Raw genomic sequence first — 20,379 nt, forward strand, 5'->3', positions numbered from 1 at the left:
TAACAGAACATCTGTTCCTAGTCAACACAAAAACGAACAAATGTTTGTTCATTAAATAAATAAATGCTATACTATAGTTAAATAAAACTAGGGAGTGCCTATATATGAGAGAATTAACTAAACGTCAAAGCGAAATATATGATTATATTAAACATGTAGTACAAACGAAAGGATATCCACCTAGTGTTCGAGAAATCGGTGAAGCTGTTGGATTAGCGTCAAGTTCTACTGTCCACGGCCATTTATCGCGACTAGAAGAAAAAGGATATATTAAAAGAGACCCTACTAAACCAAGAGCAATTGAAATTGTTAGCGAACAAACGAATGATTCAGTTAACATGGAAGAAACAATTTACGTTCCTGTAATCGGTAAAGTTACTGCTGGTATTCCAATTACTGCAGTAGAAAATATTGAAGAATATTTTCCATTACCAGAGCATTTAACATCTACACACAATAGTGACATTTTCATTTTAAATGTTGTTGGTGAAAGTATGATTGAAGCTGGCATTTTAGACGGAGACAAAGTTATCGTTAGAAGTCAAACCATTGCTGAAAACGGAGACATTATTGTAGCTATGACTGAAGATGATGAGGCAACGGTTAAACGTTTCTATAAAGAGAAAACACGTTATAGATTACAACCTGAAAATAGTACAATGAGCCCAATTTATCTTGATAACGTAACCGTTATAGGTAAAGTGATTGGTTTATATAGAGAATTGTAGTTCTAAATTTTAAAATTTACGTTTACCTCTCTCTTATATATCGAAATAAATAAAGAACTAGCAAAGTTTACAATGTAGACTTTGCTAGTTCTTTTGCTTTTCATTTTCTTTTTTATTCAAAATTTCTTTAACTTTGTCTAGAATATCTAGTTTTTTCACATCTTTAGTTGTCATAATATCAACTTCCTTATCAACTAAAAGATACCCTAAATAAGTTGGTTTAAAACACTTACCCAGTATAATTTTCTGTCCAATATGGCTGACGCTCATCATTAAAATTAACGCCTACCCCTAGTGTTTTAAAATTTGAATTCAATATATTTTTTCTATGACCAAGTGAATTCATTAATCCTTCATGTGCAAATATACTATTTTGTTGACCGTAAGCTAAATTTTCACCTGCAGCGTTAAAGTCAATGTTATCAGCCTTTAATCTATCAAATGGGGATGCCCCATCTAAATTGTTATGATCAAAATAATTCTGTTTTACCATATCTTCACTATGCTTTCTCGCAGTATTAGACACATCTTGAGCATAACTTAATGTATTCAGTCCATGTTGTTTTCGCTCTGCATTAACTAAATCATAATTTTGATATTCAAAACTCTGTTCTAACGTTGAGGATGGTGCACCATAGTGTTGAGTCAATCTTTTTTCCATAGCATCACTAACTTGAAGTAATGCGGTAACACCATTGTCATTATGTTTATCATAAAAAACAGTTGTATAAATATTATCCTCATGGAAAACATCATATTCATCACTACTGATATCAATTCGATATCTGCCTTTAACCATTTCTTTTAACGGCTTACCAAGTCGTTCTTTTACGACATCTTTAGGTGTGTTATATTTCACTTTAGATTTAGAAGTAATGACATTCTGATTACTATACAATGCATTGACCTTATTATCAATATAGCTAACCATAACAAAGTTTTCGTAATCATTGTTGTAATAGGTATACCATTTCGTTCCATATTCGTTAGATGTTACTCTTTTAGGTTGACCTAATTGACGCTCAACTTTGTCTTTGGACATATTCATTTGAATATTATTGATTGCAAAGTCTTGATCTTTAGGTGTCTTTAGTGCATTGTTTTTAACACTTGAGTCTTGGTTCATTACTTGTTGAACTTTACTTCTTACGTCATTTTGAATATTTATTAGTATTTGATTTTCTTTTAATGGTATTAATAAAGTTACAAATAACAATACCAATGAAAGTAAAAAGAATTTTTTGATAATGTACACCTGCCACTCAAATTTTAATCTTTGTCCCCATTAAAAATTGAATTTCGTACGATAACATAATCTACAGTTGTTAATGATTTTAAATCTTTTCCACCTGCGTATGAAATTGAACTTTGTAAATCTTGTTGCATTTCAGTCAAAGTATCTTTTAATGACCCTTTGTGTTCAACAAACATTTTTTTGCCTTCTACATTCTTATGTTCGCCTTTTTGGAATTCAGATGCACTACCAAAATATTCTTTATAACGTTTACCGTCTAATTCAACTGTTTCACCTGGTGACTCTTCGTGAGCAGCAAATAAAGAACCAATCATCACCATACTCGCACCAAAACGAATTGATTTGGCTATATCACCATGTGTTCTTAAACCACCATCAGCAATAATAGGTTTACGTGCTGCTTTACTACAAATGTTTAAGGCTGCTAATTGCCAGCCACCAGTACCAAAACCAGTCTTAATCTTAGTAATACAAACTCTACCTGGCCCAATTCCAACTTTAGTGGCGTCAGCGCCTGCATTTTCAAGTTCTCGAACACCTTCTGGCGTACCTACATTCCCAGCAATTACAAATGATGAAGGAATATGCTTTTTAATATGCTTAATCATTTTAATAACTGAATCTGAGTGTCCATGAGCGATATCAATCGTAATATACTCAGGCGCCAATTGTTTGTCAGCTAAATCTTCAATAAATTTAAATTCATTTGCTTTAACACCTACTGATATAGAAGCAAATAAACCTTCTTTTTGCATATTTTGAATAAATGGAATACGAGCTTCTTCATCAAAGCGATGCATTATATAAAAGTAATCATTTTTGGCAAACCAATGCGCTAATTCTTCACTCATTACAGTCTGCATATTTGCAGGAACTACAGGTAACTTGAATGTTTTAGGTCCGAATTGGACAGTTGTATCACATTCAGAACGACTTTCAACGATACATTTATTTGGAATTAATTGAATATCCTCATAATCAAAAATTTTCATACTTTTTAGCCCCTATACAATCATATTTATTAAGTAAAAACGAACGTTTAGTATATCAAAACTAAAAATCATTCATTTTCTCACCCTTATATACTTTACAATGTTTTAATTGTCTTGTAAATGGACTAAAGTACTAGATTTGAATTTTACCAACTTGATTTTTTAACACCAGGAATTTGTCCTTTATGTGCATGTTCTCTAAATGCGATTCTAGACATTTCGAATTTTCTCATGACACCTCTTGGACGGCCTGTCACTTTACATCTACGAGTTAAACGTGTTGGAGAAGAATCACGTGGTAATTTACGTAATGCTTCATAATCTCCTTTTGCTTTTAATTCTTGACGTAATTCATAATATTGATTTACTAATTTTTCTCTTTTCATTTCTTTAGCAATTTTAGATTTTTTTGCCATTTGAGTCACTCCTATTTTTATAAATCGTAATTATTACGTTTTATATAATAACATATGATTTTAAATTTACAAGACGAATAACTCAATTTAATAAATTAATTGCAAACATTCGTGATCATTAAAAAACGAGAAAACGTTTATTTTGAATGATCATGACTATTATAAATGGACAGTATTCTTACGATCATTATCATATCAATTATTACGTCAAATTAAGAAAGCAGCCTAATGAGAACCCTCATAAAACTGCCATATTATAAGTATTTGACTAATCGTAGAAAAGAGGCTGAGACAAAATAAAATGTCTCAGCCTCTATTATCATTTTGGCAATAGTTGATGATTTGAAATACGCTTAAACCAAGCTATTTCAAACCTAGTCAACCTAGCCTGGGGAGGACAATGAAATAAATTTGAGAAAATATTGTTTCTGCCCTACTTCCCATTGTTAACTTTATCTTTATTGTCGTATTTAAAAGATAAGATATTATTTAGTTTCACGGTGTAGCGTGTATTTATTTAATCTTGGGCAATATTTTTTCATTTCAATACGCTCAGGATTGTTACGTTTGTTTTTAGTAGTAATATAATTACGATCGCCACATTCTGTGCAAGCTAATGTTACATTAACGCGCATAATTAACATCCTTTCTTGTTTAACTAGGAATACTTACGATTTAAAATTTTACCATAATACAATGTTCAACGCAATTGAATTTTTTCAGTACTATTTAAAATTTTCGTAAGTTTCGTCGTTAGTACCTTCTAAATCAACATCATTGATATCGATTTCTAAGGCTTTGGCAACACCTTTACCATATTCTGGATCAGCTTTATAGCAATGACGGATATGTCTATGTTTAACATCTTCACTCACACCATCCATTGCATTTGCTGTGTTTGTAAAGATTCTTTCTTTCGCATCATCTGATTGTAAACGGAATAATTTACCTGGTTGTTCAAAGTAATTGTCATCGTCTTGTCTTTGATTATATTCGTAGCCATCACCGTCTACAGGGAATGCTGGTTTCTTATATTCAGGTTGTGATTGATACACACCTTTATTATTTGGATAGTAATGTGGGCCTCCACCTTGGTTACCATCAAGGAATCTCATTTGGCCATCACGACTAAATGGACACATGTTTTCAACACCAACACCTTTAGGTTGGTTTACAGGTATTTGCCAGTGGTTAACACCTAATCTATAACGTTGTGCATCACCGTATGAGAATAGTCGACCTTGTAACATTTTATCTGGTGAGAAGTCTAAACCAGGAATAATGTTTGTTGGTGCGAACGCTGCTTGTTCTACATCCATGAAATAGTTTTCAGGGTTTCTGTTAAGTTCAAATTCACCGACTTCAATTAATGGATAATCACCTTTGTACCATACTTTAGTTAAATCAAATGGATTATCTGGGTGATTTTTAGCTTGTTCCTCTGTCATGACTTGGATATACATTTTCCATTTAGGATAATCGCCGTTTTCGATTGCATCATATAAGTCACGTTGAGAAGATTCTCTGTCTTGACCTACAATTTCAGCCGCTTCATCATCAGTATAATTTTCGATACCTTGTTGCGTTCTGAAATGATATTTAACCCATACACGTTCACCTTCATCATTGTACATAGAATATGTGTGCGAACCGAAACCATGCATATGGCGGAAATCTTTTGGCATACCTCTATCAGACATTAAAATAGTAACTTGGTGTAACGCTTCAGGTAAACCAGTCCAGAAGTCCCAGTTATTTTGTGGACTTCTCATATTAGTACGTGGATCTCTTTTAACGGCACGGTTTAAACTCACAAATAATTTAGGATCTCTAAAGAAGAATACAGGTGTATTGTTACCTACTAAATCCCAGTTACCTTCTTCAGTGTAGAATTTTAGTGCAAATCCTCGGATATCCCTTTCTAAATCGGCAGCGCCACGTTCACCTGCTACTGTTGAGAAACGTGCAAACATTTCTGTTTGTTTCCCTACTTCTGAAAAGATTTTAGCATTTGTATATTTTGTAATATCATTTGTAACAGTAAAGGTACCAAATGCACCTGAACCTTTCGCGTGCATACGACGTTCAGGAATGACCTCACGATCAAAGTGAGACATTTGCTCTAAGAAATAAGCATCTTGCATTAATAGAGGACCTCGCGGACCAGCTGTCATACTGTTTTCTCTATCTGAAACTGGGTGCCCAAACAAACCAGTCAATCTTTTATCATCTTTCGCCATAGTTAATTCCCCTTTCACTTATTTATAATAATTATAATTTAGAATCTACTATTAATAAACCCATAAGTCCTATAATTGAAACATTTTCAATAATCTGTAAAAAGTCAGAAAATTTAAAATTTTTAAGCTAAATTGTTCAAAAGTTATTGAATACTCTCTTCAAAAGGATTAAAATGGTTTGTATATTTTAAATTTTAGAATTAGGAGTCATCATATGGAAGATAACAATATGAAACGTGGTCTTAACTCAAGACACATATCTATGATTGCTATAGGTGGCGCAATTGGTACAGGGCTTTTTGTAGCAACAGGTAGTGTTGTTGCTCAAGCGGGTCCTGGGGGCGCTATTTTAGCTTATTTATTAATCGGAGTAATGCTTTACTTTTTAATGTCATCAATCGGTGAACTAGCAACTTTTTACCCTGTTTCAGGATCATTCAGTTCTTACGCAACGCGATTTGTAGACCCTTCTCTTGGCTTCACTATGGGATGGTTATATTACATTATGTGGTCATTAGTATCTAGCGTAGATGTAATGGTAGCTTCAAATGTGCTTTATTATTGGGACGTATTCAAATTCTTTAGTCCACTTACTTGGAGCTTAATTTTTATAACTATTGTATTTTTATTAAATATTTTTACGGTTAAAGCCTTTGGAGAAACTGAATTTTGGTTATCACTCATAAAAGTTGTAACTATTATTATATTTATCATTGTTGGCTTCTTGATGATTTTCGGTATTTTAGGTGGTCACACGTATGGTTTTGAAAATTATACAAAAGGTGACGCCCCATTCGTAGGCGGTCTATCTGGTTTCTTAGGCGTACTATTAGTAGCCGGCTTCTCAGTTGGTGGTACTGAAGTTGTAGCAGTAACTGCTGGTGAATCTGACAATCCACAAAAGACAATGCCTAAAGCTGTTAAACAAGTATTCTGGAGAATTTTATTATTCTACGTATTATCTATAGGTGTCATTGCGGCTATTATTCCATATACAGATCCATTATTATTAAATGAGAATGAATCCGTTTCACAAAGTCCTTTTACAATTGTATTTGATAGAATTGGTGTTGCATTTGCCGCTTCAGTTATCAATGCTGTTATTTTGACATCATTATTATCAGCGACAAATTCAGGTGTCTACACTACAAGTAGAATGTTATTCTCTTTAAGTGATGAGAAACAAGCACCTAAATTCTTAAGTAAATTAAATGATAAATCTAAACTACCATTACGTGCATTAGTAACAACATACATTTTAATTGTCGCAATTATCATTATTGCTAATTTCTATTCAAATGCTGTGTTTAGCTTATTAAATATAATAGGTTCATTGGTCATTATTGTATGGGCAGCTAGTTCGTGGGCTCAAGTTAGATTACGTAGGGCAATTAAACGCCAAGGTCAAGATATTAATGAACTATTACCTTACAAATCACCTTTATATCCACTAGGACCAATTTTAGTATTTGCAACTTTAATTTTCTTATATTTTGGTAATTCTATTGGAGATTTATTTGATGGTAATATAGGCAAATTCTTCGTTAATATTCTGCCAATCATTATCTTAGGGCTTATTTTCTTAGCTCATAAAATAATCAGAAAAACAAAATTTGTAAAATTAAATGATATGGATATTACACCACATCATTATCATAACGATTAATTAAATCATTGAGTGCGAGAAACTAAAAGTGGATTAACCGCTTTTTGTTTCTCGTATTTTTTATAGTTACAATATATTGATTATTTTCGAAAAATCAGTTATCTAGTATAATAATAGTAAAGATGATGACTTAGAGGTGAATAGCAAAATGGTTGGTCAAACAAACTTATTTGATGATGTCATTAAAAGTGAAGAACGTTTCGTTATCGTTGTACAATCTCTCGAGGAAAAAAATGGTCAATTGCTAAAACGTACTTTAAGAGAGTACCCTAGCCTTGAACATGACCAAATGGAGAATTTGTTTACGCATTTAAAGGATGTATTTAGTACAGAGCCATTTGGTGAAAATCAGTCTGCGTTTACTATTACAGTCTATACCAATTTAGATTATGCTGCGGACCAAGTTTATGCTTATGTTAAGCGCTATAAGGGTAAACATGAATGGACACATACTGCTAAATAAATATAAAAAGGCATGAGAATAAGCATGGCTTGTTCATCATAGTTTTAATGATGAACATACACCGCACTCATTTCTCATGCCTTATTTTGTACTATAAAAGTTCTTTCAATGCCTCTGGTATGCCATTAGAATCGTTATCTAACGTTATTTTATCCGCAATCGCTTTAAGTTCTTCATTGGCATTTCCCATTGCAATCGCACAACCAACGACTTCAAACATAGATTGATCATTCAAACTATCTCCAAAACAAATCACGTCAGATAATGATATATTCATTTTCTCACATAAAGCTTTTATCGCATTACCTTTAGAAACATCTTTAGCCATAAATTCTAAAAAGAATGGTTTACTTGTTGTCACGTCTATTTCCGAATTAAAACGTCCATGCAGGTCGTCACGTACTTTAGAGATATTCGAAGCATAATCAACACCCATTGCTTTAGGTACATCTTCTTTGATATATGCTTTAATATCTTCGACGCGCTTCATAGGTAGTCCCGTAAGTTCAGATTCAATATCTCTATATTCGTGATCACCATCATGAATGATGTATCCGTCTTGATAAGTCAATATTAAGAAATGGTGTTTACGACAAAAATCTGCAATAAGGTCAAAATTTTTCTTCGATACACTTTGACTCACTTCTACTTCTTCTGTAGACACTTTGATTGTTTTGCCACCATTGTAACTAATGATGTAACTATCATGTACATCTAATTGAAGTTCTTTAGCAATGGGCAACATACCTTCAGTAGGTCTTCCTGAAGCTAGAACTACTTTATACCCTTGGTTCTGAATATCTATTAAATAATCTTTTGTTTCTTGACTTACTTTATTTTCACTATTAATTAATGTATCGTCCATATCCATGACAACCATTTTATAATTATTCATATCTGAAGTGTACTCCTTTCGACAATTCACTCTTTTATATTTTACAATAAAATTTATGAAGGATACACAATTTCTTCTACAACACCTATTTCATTAATTGTAGCTAGTTCAGAATGACATGACGCAACTTGTTGTCTCAATGCTCTAACTAATTGCCCACTCTTCTCTTTACGACTCAATGTCAATATTGTAGGCCCTGCACCACTTATCACTGTCGCATAGGCATCGTATTGTTGAGCCAATGCTTTAACCTCTTTAAATTCAGGTATTAAATGCTGACGAAATGGCTCATGAAAGCCATCCTGAGACATCATTTTTCCAGCAAGTTCATAATTATGTTGAATTAATGCACATAGCATCGTGTTACTAATTGCACTACTTTGAACCGCACGCTTATGAGAAAATTGATCAGGTAATACATTACGAGAGTCCTCAGTCTTTAATTCATAAGGAGGTATAGTTAAAATGATATCAACGTTTGGTACATCAATATGTGCTACGTTCGTTTCATTAGTTTCGGGATTATAATAACCTGCTAACAAACCACCATATATTGTAGGTGCTACATTATCGGGGTGACCCTCAATTTCTGTTGCTAATTGAAGTAGTTCGTATTTAGATAATTGTATATTGCCAAAATAGTTAGCAATATATAATGCACCTACTAACGCTGATGCTGAAGATCCTAAGCCTCGTGCTAAAGGAATGTCACTTCTCATTGAAATACTTAAGCTAGGCAATTGAACATTATATTTTGATGCAACCTGTTGCGCTACTTTATAAACATAATTCTCCTTACTATTAGGAAGTGACGCTAATTCAGAATTCAGATACGTAAATTCCCAATTATCCCCTTCAATTCGTTCCACATAGAGATGCAAATATTTATCTATAGCCATACCTATTGAATCGAAACCAACGCCTAGATTAGCCGTAGACGCTGGTATCTTTAAGTGCAATTGTTCGCTCATTTTACAAAGCCCCTTTTATGTAATCAATAATACTTGATTTATCGTTAGGAAGCGGTTGAATCGGATTATCTAAAATCGAAATAGCAGTGTCAGGATCTTTTAATCCATTACCAGTTAAAATTGCCACTACTTTTTTACCTTTAGGTAGTCGACCTGCACGATGTAATTTAATTAATCCAGCAATTGAAGCATTACTAGCCGGCTCACTAAACACACCTTCTTTAGATGTCATTAATTGATAAGCTTCTAATATCTCTTCATCTGTAACACTATCAATTAATCCTTTAGACTCATCTAACGCTTTAGTAGCTTTAGTCCAACTCGCTGGATTACCAATTCGAATAGCTGTAGCAATTGTTTCAGGGTTTTTAATCACTTTATTTTGTACTATTGGTGAAGCACCTTCTGCTTGGAAACCAAATAATCGCGGTAATTGACTACCTTTTTTCTCATGATATTCTTTAAACCCTTTCCAGTAAGCAGTAATGTTACCAGCATTACCAACTGGAATTGCAAGTATGTCAGGTGCTTGTTCTAATTGCTCAACAATTTCAAATGCACCTGTCTTTTGTCCTTCAATACGATAAGGATTTACAGAATTAACTAGTTCAATCTCTTCGTCATTTTTAGCAATTTCCTTAACTATTTCCAACGCTTCATCAAAGTTTCCTTCAATTGAAACGATTTCAGCACCGTACATTACAGCTTGCGACAATTTACCAAGTGCAATCTTTCCTTCTGGAATAACCACAATTGCTTTTAGTCCAGCTCTTGCTGCATACGCAGCTGCGGAAGCTGAAGTGTTACCAGTAGATGCACAAATGACGACTTTCTTCCCTTGTTCTTTCGCTTTAGTAACAGCCATAACCATTCCTCTATCTTTGAAAGAACCTGTTGGATTTGCACCTTCATATTTTACATATAAATCAATATCTAACATGTCCGATAAATTGTCACAATGAATCAATGGTGTATGACCTTCATTTAAAGTTAACTTTGGTGTGTCGCTATTAACTGGTAAATATGCTTTAAACTCATCTACTAAACCTTGCCATCTTTTCATAAACATTAAACCCCTTCAACTGGATAAATTTTCTCGATATTAAAATCAGCTTTACTTAAAACGCTTTCCGGTGATTGATCTAAACCAACAATAACTACACCATAAGATTGATCATCACGCTGTTCAACCTGTAGTGATTTGTGGAATGGTAACGTTTCTTTCAATAATGATTCAAATTTTTCTTTTGATAAGTCACTTTTTAGAACGACATAATAATTTAACTTCTCTTGAATGGATACTACATCTTCCGTATCCATCAGTTCTCGTGTTGCATCCGTTTTCAGTTCAAAGTGTGGTGGTAATGTATGTGTATTTGATTCAAAGAATAATGCAACGTTTAATAAGTCACTTACAACGGCACTACCAGTAGCTAGGCTACCTGCGCCTTTCCCATAGAACATTGTGTCACCTACTGCATCTCCTACGACATAAATAGCATTATATTCATCTTCAACTGTAGCTAGTTGGTGGGATTTATGTATTAATGTTGGTTCAACTGATGCGTTCACTTTACTATTTTGATAAGTTCCCTTACCAATTAGTTTGATTTTATAGCCTAATTTATCAGCTACATTGATATCAGATAGCGTTGTTTGGCTGATACCTCGAACCTTAACATCATTTAATTTAATAACTTGGTTAAACGATAAATAAGACGTAATAACAACTTTGCGCGCTGCGTCAATGCCTTCTACATCATCAGTTGGGTCTGCTTCAGCAAATCCTAATCGTTGTGCTTCATCAAGTGCTTCTTCAAACGTTGTTTGTTCGCGCGTCATTTTAGAAAGAATGAAGTTAGAAGTACCATTGAGTATTCCCATAAACTTAGAAATATTATTCGCATTCAATCCATTATTAATTGCATTTACAATAGGAATACCGCCAGCAACACTCGCTTCAAACTTCAATGCAAGTCCTTTCTCTTCAGCTAAATCTTCTAATAATTTTAAATGTACTGCTAATAAATCTTTATTTGCAGTGATGACATGTTTCCCGCTCTTTAACGCATCTCTCAACCAATCTACAGTTGGCTCGATACCACCCATAACTTCAATGACAATATCAATGGAATCATCATTTAAAATTTCATTAACATCTTCAGTTAAATGATATCGGCTAATATTAATAGGTCTTTTCTTAGTTTTATCACGTACTAAAATATGTTTAATAACAATATCTTTGTTTAACGTATCAATGATTTGTTGTCGATTTTCTTCAATTATTTTAACTACGCCTGATCCAACTGTTCCTAGACCAAGTAAAGCAATATTTAATTCTTTCATATTTTTATCTTCCCCCATTTGTATAATTGAGAAATACAATTGTCTTGTTGAAATATACTTTGTTTTAGTATACTATTAAACCATATTAAATTGATAGGACTTTTTAGCATAAAATGTAAATACTTAGCTATATATTATCACGTGATATCAGAAAATTAAATAGAATTTTCTGATTTTTTAGAAAGGTTGATTAGGTATATGAAAGTGGCAAAATTCGGCGGTAGTTCAGTTTCAAATGCAACACAAATAAAAAAAGTCCTAGATATCGTAAATAGTGACCCAGAACGTAAAATTATCATTGTATCTGCACCAGGAAAGCGACACAAAGATGATGTTAAAACGACAGATCTTCTTGTTCGATTATACGAAAAAGTGCTAAATAACCTTAATTATCAGGATAAAAAGAAAGAAATTATTCAACGATATGCTGATATCTTACAAGAATTGGATATGGATACGTCGTTATTAACTGTGATTGACGAGACATTAGAAGAAATTATTTCAACTTTAAAAGAAGAACCTTTAAGATTGTATGATGCACTTCTATCTTGTGGCGAAAATTTTAATGCACAATTAATTGCCTCATATAATGATTCACAAGGCTTTAAAACGACTTATCTTTCACCTAAAGATGCAGGTATTTCAGTAACAGATTTACCACAGCAAGCACAAATTTTAGAAGAAGCATATGAACAGATAAGTAAATTAAGAGATATTGAAGGCAAAATTATTATCCCTGGATTCTTTGGTGTATCAAAGAATAACTACGTTGTTACCTTCCCTAGAGGTGGTTCTGACATTACGGGTGCAATTATTGCTAGAGGAATTAGAGCATCTCTTTACGAGAACTTCACTGATGTATCAGGTATTTTCAAAGCGAATCCAAATATTATTCAAAACCCCGATCTTATTGAAGAGATTACCTATCGTGAAATGCGTGAATTGTCTTATGCAGGATTTAGCGTCTTCCATGATGAAGCCTTGCAACCACTTTATAAACATAGAATTCCAGTGGTTATAAAAAATACCAATCGCCCACAAGATAAAGGAACATTTATTCGCCATGATAGAGATGTAAGTGATAAAAATGTCATTATTGGTATTAGTTGTGATAAAGGATTTACTGTAATTAACATTAAAAAATATTTAATGAACAGACAAGTTGGCTTCACTCGTAAGGTACTTGAAATATTAGAAGACTATAATATTTCATTCGACCATATGCCTTCAGGGATTGATAGCATCAGTATCATTCTCCGTACGCATCAATTAAAAGGTAAAGAGAAAGATGTACTCAATGCGATTCGTAAACGTTGTGATGTCGATGAATTAAGTATCGAGCATGATCTAGCCATATTAATGATTGTTGGCGAAGGTATGAATAAAGCGATTGGCACAGCGAACACTATCACGCATGCCTTAGCAGAATCCAATATCAATTTAAAAATGATTAACCAAGGGTCATCAGAAATTTCAATGATGTTTGGTATTTCAATTGAAGATGCAGATAAAGCTGTTTTGTCTACATATGAATATTGTTATCACGGCGTTTGTTTAAAAAACTTAAATAAGCGAGCATAATTAAAAACATCTAGTATTTAAGTAATCATGTTCCTTTACATTTTACTTAAATATTAGATGTTTTTTATGAATGATTATTGGCTAAAGCTTCTTTTATACGTTGCTCACCCACAACTACTTTCAAAATTACAAATTGATAATAGCTTAAAGAGTCTAAAACCATTTTGTAGTTAGGTAATTGATGATAGTTTTGGTTATCTAATAAATCATACATTAATACAATTTCTGGCTTAATATAATCTACGCCCCACGTCAATGAATGAAAGTATATGCTATTCATAGGAATACGAATATTATTATCAAGTCTAAATATCCATTCTTCATTCACCACATCATAAATGAAGATATTTATTAACAATTGTTGGTTAAACGTAATATCTATGTGCGCTATTTCTGGCACACTTAGTTGATTACGATCCATTAACGCATTATTTTTATCATAATAATTTAATTGATATGTGGAAGGAATTACTTTTAGTACTTCGACGAGTTGCTTGCGCTCTACACAAATGTCGACTCTAGAAGGTAGAATAAAATTATCACTTAAAAATAACTGCATTGCGACTTCCCCGTGAAATTTGAATGAAGTACGACATTTATTTTTTAATATTTTAACTAGCTCTTCTACATGTTGTTGATGTTCCATATTACTACCTCCAAAGGAAACGCTTTCATATACTAATTATACATATACTGATTTGAGTTTTCAATTTACGAATTGTGAAGTATTGTTAAAAATGATGTTAAAAAAATGATTGATATGACTAATAATTAGATTATTTTTATTAATTTAACAATTTAACTTAATTTATATTTTGTTGAACTACGCAAATATAATAGATATAATTTATATGTTATTTCATATCACTCACGTCTTTAAGATTACAATAAATGAGTGATATAAAATGAAAAATTCGAACATAGGTGATGAATTATGACATTAACAATTATCTTGGTTGTTATCATCGTTATTCTTATTTTAGCGTTCATCTTAAATCAACGTTATATGCAAGATAGAGTTGATACAGAAGTTTACGCGAGAAATCAGATGGTAACAAAGAATGCGTCGCTTAGTAATGAAAATTTAGAACTCAAAAATCAAATGCTTAGTTCTAATAATGACGTAAGCTCACATGCTAAACGAAACGCAAAGCACGTTTTAACTGGCATACTTGATAAGTATAAAGACGAAGGAAAGTTAAAATTCTATGATATTATAACGACAAGTAATTTAGCTACTAAGCATCCTTTCTTTGAATATGCTAGAACGTTTGATTATATCGTCGTTTCAGATGTTGGTTTAATCAATATTGATGTCAAAAACTGGAAACAAAAGACATTTTATCACTTTGATGCACCAGTTGACGATGATATGCAAATCGACACAACTGATGTCAATCAAATTGTTGGTCATTATGTTAGCAAACAATATCATAGTCAGTTCGATTCACCACGAAGTGAGATTTATACTTTCATCGAAAAAATCCAAAGTAACCGTGTCATTTATGAATTTTATGATCATGATCCATATGAACAGGCAGCAATTAATTCTAAAATTCTAAAAGACGGTATTGAAAATCACTTTAACCATAAAGTACAAAGTATCGGTGTCGTTTACTTTAGTGATGGTAGTGTCAATATCATTGAAGGTTCAGATGAAAGAGCTCAATATGTGGATACTGTTTCGACTAAGTCATCTCTTGAAGCGGTAATCAAAAATGCAATTGATTTATCTAAGCATCCGCTTTCTGAAGAACAAGTGACTAAAATTGTAAATAGCTTTAATAATTAATGCATTAAACAAGCGATTGACATTCCATCTTTTTACAGATACACGTGTCAATCGCTTAAATTTTTAACTCCATAAATTCACTTTATCTTTTTTAGCTTGTTGTTCGCCTTGTTCGAATATATGACGATATTTGCCATTTGGTGAGAAATACTTTTCACGTGCTAATCCTTTTTTTACTAATTCTTCGTTGTACATCGTGTTATCATTCAACCACACATACGCCAAAGTTCGTCCATAACGATCCTCTTTTTCTTTATCATATTCTAAGTATACATCTTTTCCGTTTAGATGTTGTTTACTATAATTTGACGCTTCTTTACCATAAGGTTGAACTGGTGTGTTAGGTTTTACTGTTTCTGGTGTATCTACACCAATAAGCCTAACTTTAATTTCTTTGCCGTCTTCATTAGTTGCCACAAAGGTATCACCATCTACCACACGTTCTACATGTACTTTTTCTTTATCTTTCATATTAGTAGAATTTGATGAAGATTGCGTGCCACTATTTTTAAATGGACCTGTATGATTAATAAATTGAAAAGCTAAAACGCCTATTACTAAAACTGCTAATACTATGATGCTAAGGGATTTTTTCGAATTCACAGTTGTCACCTACACTTTTAATTTCAATAATAAATATCATATATAAATTAAAATTAATCGTCAATGGCTTCTTAATTTTATTGAACAAAGTTAGACTCAACCTTACACGCAATAAGTGAATTGTTGAGTCATACCATGCTATAATAAATGCGTTAGGAGTGACATAGATGTCTGAGAAAAATGAAAATTTAGTGACAGTTATAGCTGTTATCATAGCTATTATTGTCGGGGTGATTCTTCAAATCGTCTATAAATTACCTATTATTGTATCTGTCGTAGTAGCGATATTATTAGGCGTGTTAGTAGGATTTATTGCTTATATTATTCAATCGATCGTACGTAAAAGAAAAAACAAATAATAACAACAATGACAACACTATTATTTTTAAGGTGACGTATCATATTTGAAATGGCTAATTAAATTGAGAAAGTTGTTATATTCGTTTTTCTCAACTTTAGTTATCATTTCGAGCATGGTACAACAATGAATCGCATAAAACATTTTAGAAGTAAAGCTAATTGGGAGCGAGACTATGAATTAAAATTAAATTCTGTCTAACTCCCACATTTTTTTATATTTAAGGTTAATTTTTAAAATTAGTGGTATGTATAAGAAATACCTTAATTGTATAAAATTAATTATAAAAATGGATGGATTTTTAAGTAGCTACAAAAGCCTCATCATCAAATCAATTAGCGAGGTGTCATTATGGAAATTATAGACGTCATTATAGATCATCACGGTCTAATATATAAAGTTCAAACACAAAATGGCAATGTATTCGAGCATACCTTGTCAAAAGACACCCCTCCAGATAAAGTAGCGCAAGTGTTACGTTTATTAGCTACTCATGTCGACAATTTAGAAAAGCAAGAAAAGAATAAGTAATATATTTAAAATGTCGCGCTCAACTTCAACGTACGCGATTTTTTGTAAACAAAATGCAGAACATAAAATCATCTGTTTTCGGTTACTGAAGTATAGTAACCTAAACACAGTTTTATGTTCTGCACTTTTATGCAGTCTATTTGATGAAATTAATCCAATACTATATCCAACCTTTATCGTTCGCTTTTTTCCAAGCATCAAAACGATTCTCCGCTTCGAGCTTATCAATAATGTTAGACATATAATTTCTTACTGTCCCATTTGAAAGATAAAGCTTATCCGCAATTTCTTTATTACTTAACCCTTCTCCAATCTCACGTAGTACTACTTGCTCTTTATGCGTTAGAGGATTGGCCTCTTTAAATAAAGATGTCATTAAAGATGTACTATATTCTTTTTCGCTATTTAAAACTTTGTGAATGGTGGTAACTAAATCGTCGACTGAGCGTTCTTTTAAGACATATGCGTCGACATCGTTTGCAACTGCTCTTTCGAAATAACCAGGCCTTTTGAAAGTCGTAACAATAATTACCTTCGTTTTAACTTTGTGTTCTCTTAATTGCGACAATACCTCTAAGCCTGTCATCCCTGGTATTTCAATATCGAGAATAGCGATGTCGGGCTGATTATGCGTAATGCATTCCAATGCATCAACACCATTATCAAAATCATTGATTACTTTTAAATCATCATGAAATTCAATTAATTGTATCATTGCTTTACGTAACATATTTTGATCTTCTGCAATCACGATTGAAATCATTGTATACCTTCTCTCGGAATCATTATATCGATGGTCGTACCCTGTTTAGAAGTGATATGAATAGTACCGTTTAATAACGCTACCCTATCATTAATACTTTTTAAATTCACTTTATTAGGTTGTTTCAAACCTATACCATTATCACTGATGGTGAATTGAATACCCATGTCATTATTTTCTATTTTCCCGTTAATTTCAGTGGCTTGTGCATGCTTAATCACATTGTTAACTGCTTCTCTAAGTATCATAGATAATATGGTTTGTTTAGTTGGATTAAGAGAACTCGCGCCTCTTTTATTTTCAAAATGAAAGTGAATATTCGCATCCTGTAATATTTGCGCTATTGATTGAATTTCCTCTTCAAAACTTTGTACTTTTAAATTTTCGATAATGTGCCTTACTTTCTCCAATGTTTCTTTCGACATTTCATTTATATTTAAAATTTCTTTCTTAGCGGCTTGAGGATCTTTATCAATCAGTTTCGCTGCTAACTCTGATTTCACACTTAAACTTGCAAATACATGACCTAATGTATCATGCAAATCTTGACCGATTCTGTTGCGTTCTTGCTCTGCAATTAAAATATTAATATATTTATTCTTTTCCTCAATTTGTTGACGATATTGTCTTTCTTTCACAATTTTAAAATTACCAAACAATATCGCTAAAATGACAATATAATATATAATAATACTCACAACATATAAGTGATTGGAATGTATAGTTGTGATGATGATACAAGCAATCATTGAACTTATTAATAAAACAAATTCGATTGATTTAATCCCTTTTTTAAATAAAAATGGTATTGCAAAAGCACTGAAGAAGAAAAATAAGCTCAATGACGGATTATATGCATATACAAAATAGATAATCGCTAAAAAGTGAATAATGAATAAAATTAAGTTCATTCGGTGGCTTAATGTTTCATGAAATAGAATTAACCCTGCATATGCAATCGTAAAAATGATGACTATACAAAGATTAATGAAAAAGCTTTCATGTCTCCACGTTAAATATAAACCATAATAAGGAAATATTAAGTAAATTAAAGATGAAATTTCTCCCATTTTAGCGCCTAAACTACGTTTCATTTAATCCACCTCTTTCTTCTTATTAATTAATAATGCAATACCTAAAAAAATAATGCTATAAATACCTAAAATAAGGAACGATTGAAGATTAAAGCCATGACCTTTACCTAGTTCAAGCGCCAAATGACGTAAATGATACGTTGGTGTTAACTTAGTAATGGTTTGCATCCAATCTGGAAACGTACTTACTGGGAACCATAAACCGCCAATAATCGCTAAAACAATATTAAGTAAATTTGCTATACTACTCGCTTTCTGTGTTTCATTAAATTGCGTAATAATTAAACCTAAAGTTAGAAACATGCTAGCACCTAACCATAGTGTTACACCAGATAAGATCCATTCACTTGGTTTAAGTGATACACCTTTATAGAAATGGGCCACACTATATAAAAGTACAATTGAAATAAAAAATAAAGTCATTGTTTTAAGTATTTTAGCTAAATAATAATTTAGTGCAGTGATGGGTGTAGATATTATTTTTTTATACCATCCATTATTCCTTTCATCTATAATTTCTAATGGAAATTGCATTAAACAGAAGCCCATTAAACTAAATACAGTCATACTATACATATATTCTTTATAAAAAACTTTTTTTGCATCTTCTGGCATATCAATTAAAGATGTAAATAGTAAGTAGAACGCAAGCGGAAAAACAAATGCCATAAATGACGAAAATTTACGTCGCAACAATAATTTATATTCAAAATTGAGTAAAGTCATTGTCTTTAACATAAGCTATTGCACCACACTTTCTTCATTTGAAAACATATGTTCCAGTAAAGATTTCTTATAAATTGTAATTTGGTTTAAATCTATTTGGATTTTAATTAAGTTCATAATGACTGACTCAACATTTTCTGAATGTATTTTTAAATTATTATTCATAATATCTATATGGTATATTTCTGAAAGTTGATGATATTGGTCTTCTGTATATTTCATGACTTCAATAATAGAATTATTTTGACTAAACAAGATATTTTGCGGTGTATCATTAAGTTTAACCTTACCGTGCTCTATATACACAACTTTGTCAGCCATCCTTTCGACTTCTTCAATATAATGAGACGTATACAATATGGTCATTCCATCTTGTTTGAGATGACTAATCAAATTCCAAAAATGTTCCCTCGTTTCAATATCCATTGAAGTGGTGGGTTCATCTAATATTAAGAATTGAGGCTTTCCTATTAAAATGAGTACAAAATCTAATATTCTTCTTTGCCTCCTGATAATTTATTAGCATATTGATTCATTTGGACATCCGTAAAATGCGTTAATCTTTGAAACGTTTCAAATGTCATGGGATTTGGATATAATTGTGCATATAAATGATATAACTCTTTCACTTTAATGAGCTTAGGCAAATGTGTAGTTTGAAATAATATCCCCATATTCTTCGACGAAATTAGATTTGATGTATCCTCAATAGATCCACTATTCGCATGTTTATGACCAATTAGTATATCAATTAATGTTGACTTGCCTGCGCCATTTTTTCCGATTAAAGCTGTACATTTTCCTTCTTCGATATTTAAAGTAATGTTATCTAATATAGTCTTCAGGCCAAACGATTTATTCAATTGGTTGATATTTATCATTACGAACTCACATCCTTATCATTTATACATCTATCTTATTCTTTTATCGAAGCTGAAATTAGTTCATAATGTCATGAC

Annotated in this window: 21 protein-coding genes and 1 pseudogene; 7 read left to right on the forward strand and 15 right to left on the reverse strand. The window is 32.1% G+C overall.

From position 1 onward, the window contains the following. The first annotated feature begins 104 nt into the window (after nt 1–104). Nucleotides 105–728: a transcriptional repressor LexA gene (gene lexA / locus KA909_RS06390; protein ID WP_053029396.1), complete on the forward strand. Its 624-nt coding sequence runs from the start codon at nt 105–107 to the stop codon at nt 726–728. A gap of 229 nt (nt 729–957) precedes the next feature. On the opposite strand, the gene KA909_RS06395 is transcribed toward lexA, so the two are convergent. The 5 genes from KA909_RS06395 to KA909_RS06415 all read right to left on the reverse strand — a co-directional run bounded on the left by KA909_RS06395 (nt 958) and on the right by KA909_RS06415 (nt 5,631). Continuing rightward, the gene (locus KA909_RS06395; protein ID WP_210130054.1) at nt 958–1,983 is read right to left on the reverse strand and encodes a CAP domain-containing protein; all 1,026 of its coding nucleotides are present in this window, start codon (nt 1,981–1,983) and stop codon (nt 958–960) included. A gap of 14 nt (nt 1,984–1,997) precedes the next feature. Continuing rightward, nucleotides 1,998–2,975 (reverse strand): GMP reductase, encoded by a 978-nt coding sequence (guaC, locus tag KA909_RS06400; protein WP_193839384.1) that lies wholly within the window; start codon nt 2,973–2,975, stop codon nt 1,998–2,000. A 146-nt stretch (nt 2,976–3,121) separates the two neighbouring features. Then, the gene (gene rpsN, locus KA909_RS06405) at nt 3,122–3,391 is read right to left on the reverse strand and encodes a 30S ribosomal protein S14 (RefSeq protein ID WP_070855571.1); all 270 of its coding nucleotides are present in this window, start codon (nt 3,389–3,391) and stop codon (nt 3,122–3,124) included. A 485-nt stretch (nt 3,392–3,876) separates the two neighbouring features. Then, nucleotides 3,877–4,026, reverse strand: coding sequence for a 50S ribosomal protein L33 (gene rpmG / locus KA909_RS06410; protein ID WP_001265708.1), 150 nt, complete (start codon nt 4,024–4,026; stop codon nt 3,877–3,879). Nucleotides 4,027–4,116: 90 nt separating this feature from the next. Continuing rightward, entirely contained in the window at nt 4,117–5,631 is a 1,515-nt protein-coding gene (locus KA909_RS06415) for a catalase (RefSeq protein ID WP_053029391.1), read from the reverse strand. Between the two features lie 214 nt (nt 5,632–5,845). Here KA909_RS06415 and KA909_RS06420 point away from each other — a divergent pair, with 214 nt between their 5' ends. Next, entirely contained in the window at nt 5,846–7,297 is a 1,452-nt protein-coding gene (locus tag KA909_RS06420) for an amino acid permease (RefSeq protein WP_070855570.1), read from the forward strand. Between the two features lie 148 nt (nt 7,298–7,445). Continuing rightward, the gene (locus KA909_RS06425; protein WP_053029389.1) at nt 7,446–7,760 is read left to right on the forward strand and encodes a hypothetical protein; all 315 of its coding nucleotides are present in this window, start codon (nt 7,446–7,448) and stop codon (nt 7,758–7,760) included. 91 nt (nt 7,761–7,851) lie between these two features. Here KA909_RS06425 and KA909_RS06430 read toward each other — a convergent pair whose 3' ends face one another. Genes KA909_RS06430 through KA909_RS06445 form a run of 4 tightly spaced genes read right to left on the reverse strand, consistent with a single transcriptional unit; the run spans nt 7,852 to nt 11,972 of the window. Then, entirely contained in the window at nt 7,852–8,655 is an 804-nt protein-coding gene (locus KA909_RS06430) for a Cof-type HAD-IIB family hydrolase (RefSeq protein ID WP_075108752.1), read from the reverse strand. 53 nt (nt 8,656–8,708) lie between these two features. After that, entirely contained in the window at nt 8,709–9,626 is a 918-nt protein-coding gene (gene thrB / locus KA909_RS06435; protein WP_193839386.1) for a homoserine kinase, read from the reverse strand. Nucleotide 9,627: 1 nt separating this feature from the next. Further along, nucleotides 9,628–10,689 (reverse strand): threonine synthase, encoded by a 1,062-nt coding sequence (gene thrC, locus KA909_RS06440; RefSeq protein ID WP_193839387.1) that lies wholly within the window; start codon nt 10,687–10,689, stop codon nt 9,628–9,630. Between the two features lie 5 nt (nt 10,690–10,694). Continuing rightward, complete coding sequence (locus tag KA909_RS06445; protein WP_193839388.1) at nt 10,695–11,972, reverse strand: homoserine dehydrogenase; 1,278 nt, start codon at nt 11,970–11,972, stop codon at nt 10,695–10,697. A 198-nt stretch (nt 11,973–12,170) separates the two neighbouring features. Between KA909_RS06445 and KA909_RS06450 the strand changes: the two genes are divergently transcribed. Further along, nucleotides 12,171–13,553, forward strand: a complete 1,383-nt coding sequence (locus tag KA909_RS06450; protein ID WP_210130055.1) for an aspartate kinase — start codon at nt 12,171–12,173, stop codon at nt 13,551–13,553. Nucleotides 13,554–13,617: 64 nt separating this feature from the next. Here KA909_RS06450 and KA909_RS06455 read toward each other — a convergent pair whose 3' ends face one another. Beyond that, nucleotides 13,618–14,199, reverse strand: coding sequence for a hypothetical protein (locus KA909_RS06455; protein ID WP_075108756.1), 582 nt, complete (start codon nt 14,197–14,199; stop codon nt 13,618–13,620). Nucleotides 14,200–14,487: 288 nt separating this feature from the next. Here KA909_RS06455 and KA909_RS06460 point away from each other — a divergent pair, with 288 nt between their 5' ends. Continuing rightward, on the forward strand, nt 14,488–15,345 hold the full coding sequence (locus KA909_RS06460; RefSeq protein WP_070855566.1) for a hypothetical protein: 858 nt from the start codon (nt 14,488–14,490) through the stop codon (nt 15,343–15,345). Between the two features lie 63 nt (nt 15,346–15,408). On the opposite strand, the gene nucI is transcribed toward KA909_RS06460, so the two are convergent. Beyond that, on the reverse strand, nt 15,409–15,948 hold the full coding sequence (gene nucI, locus KA909_RS06465; RefSeq protein WP_193839389.1) for a thermonuclease NucI: 540 nt from the start codon (nt 15,946–15,948) through the stop codon (nt 15,409–15,411). Nucleotides 15,949–16,115: 167 nt separating this feature from the next. On the opposite strand from nucI, the gene KA909_RS06470 reads away from it, so the two are divergent. Together KA909_RS06470 and KA909_RS06475 are read left to right on the forward strand one after the other, a co-directional pair. Next, nucleotides 16,116–16,307: a hypothetical protein gene (locus KA909_RS06470; RefSeq protein WP_053029380.1), complete on the forward strand. Its 192-nt coding sequence runs from the start codon at nt 16,116–16,118 to the stop codon at nt 16,305–16,307. A 350-nt stretch (nt 16,308–16,657) separates the two neighbouring features. Next, nucleotides 16,658–16,837, forward strand: a complete 180-nt coding sequence (locus KA909_RS06475; protein WP_193839390.1) for a hypothetical protein — start codon at nt 16,658–16,660, stop codon at nt 16,835–16,837. Nucleotides 16,838–16,997: 160 nt separating this feature from the next. Here KA909_RS06475 and KA909_RS06480 read toward each other — a convergent pair whose 3' ends face one another. From KA909_RS06480 to KA909_RS06495, 4 genes and pseudogenes are all read right to left on the reverse strand, one after another. Continuing rightward, complete coding sequence (locus KA909_RS06480) at nt 16,998–17,600, reverse strand: response regulator transcription factor (protein ID WP_193839391.1); 603 nt, start codon at nt 17,598–17,600, stop codon at nt 16,998–17,000. After that, a complete protein-coding gene (locus KA909_RS06485) occupies nt 17,597–18,694 on the reverse strand; it encodes a sensor histidine kinase (protein WP_193839392.1) in 1,098 nt (365 codons plus the stop codon). The genes KA909_RS06480 and KA909_RS06485 overlap by 4 nt, the downstream gene beginning before the upstream one ends. Next, nucleotides 18,695–19,432, reverse strand: a complete 738-nt coding sequence (locus tag KA909_RS06490) for an ABC transporter permease (RefSeq protein ID WP_075108761.1) — start codon at nt 19,430–19,432, stop codon at nt 18,695–18,697. 3 nt (nt 19,433–19,435) lie between these two features. After that, a pseudogene (locus tag KA909_RS06495) lies at nt 19,436–20,301 on the reverse strand (ABC transporter ATP-binding protein). Nucleotides 20,302–20,379 lie beyond the last annotated feature (78 nt).

The organism is Staphylococcus sp. GDX8P54P (assembly GCF_017893165.1).
Classification (GTDB): domain Bacteria; phylum Bacillota; class Bacilli; order Staphylococcales; family Staphylococcaceae; genus Staphylococcus; species Staphylococcus borealis.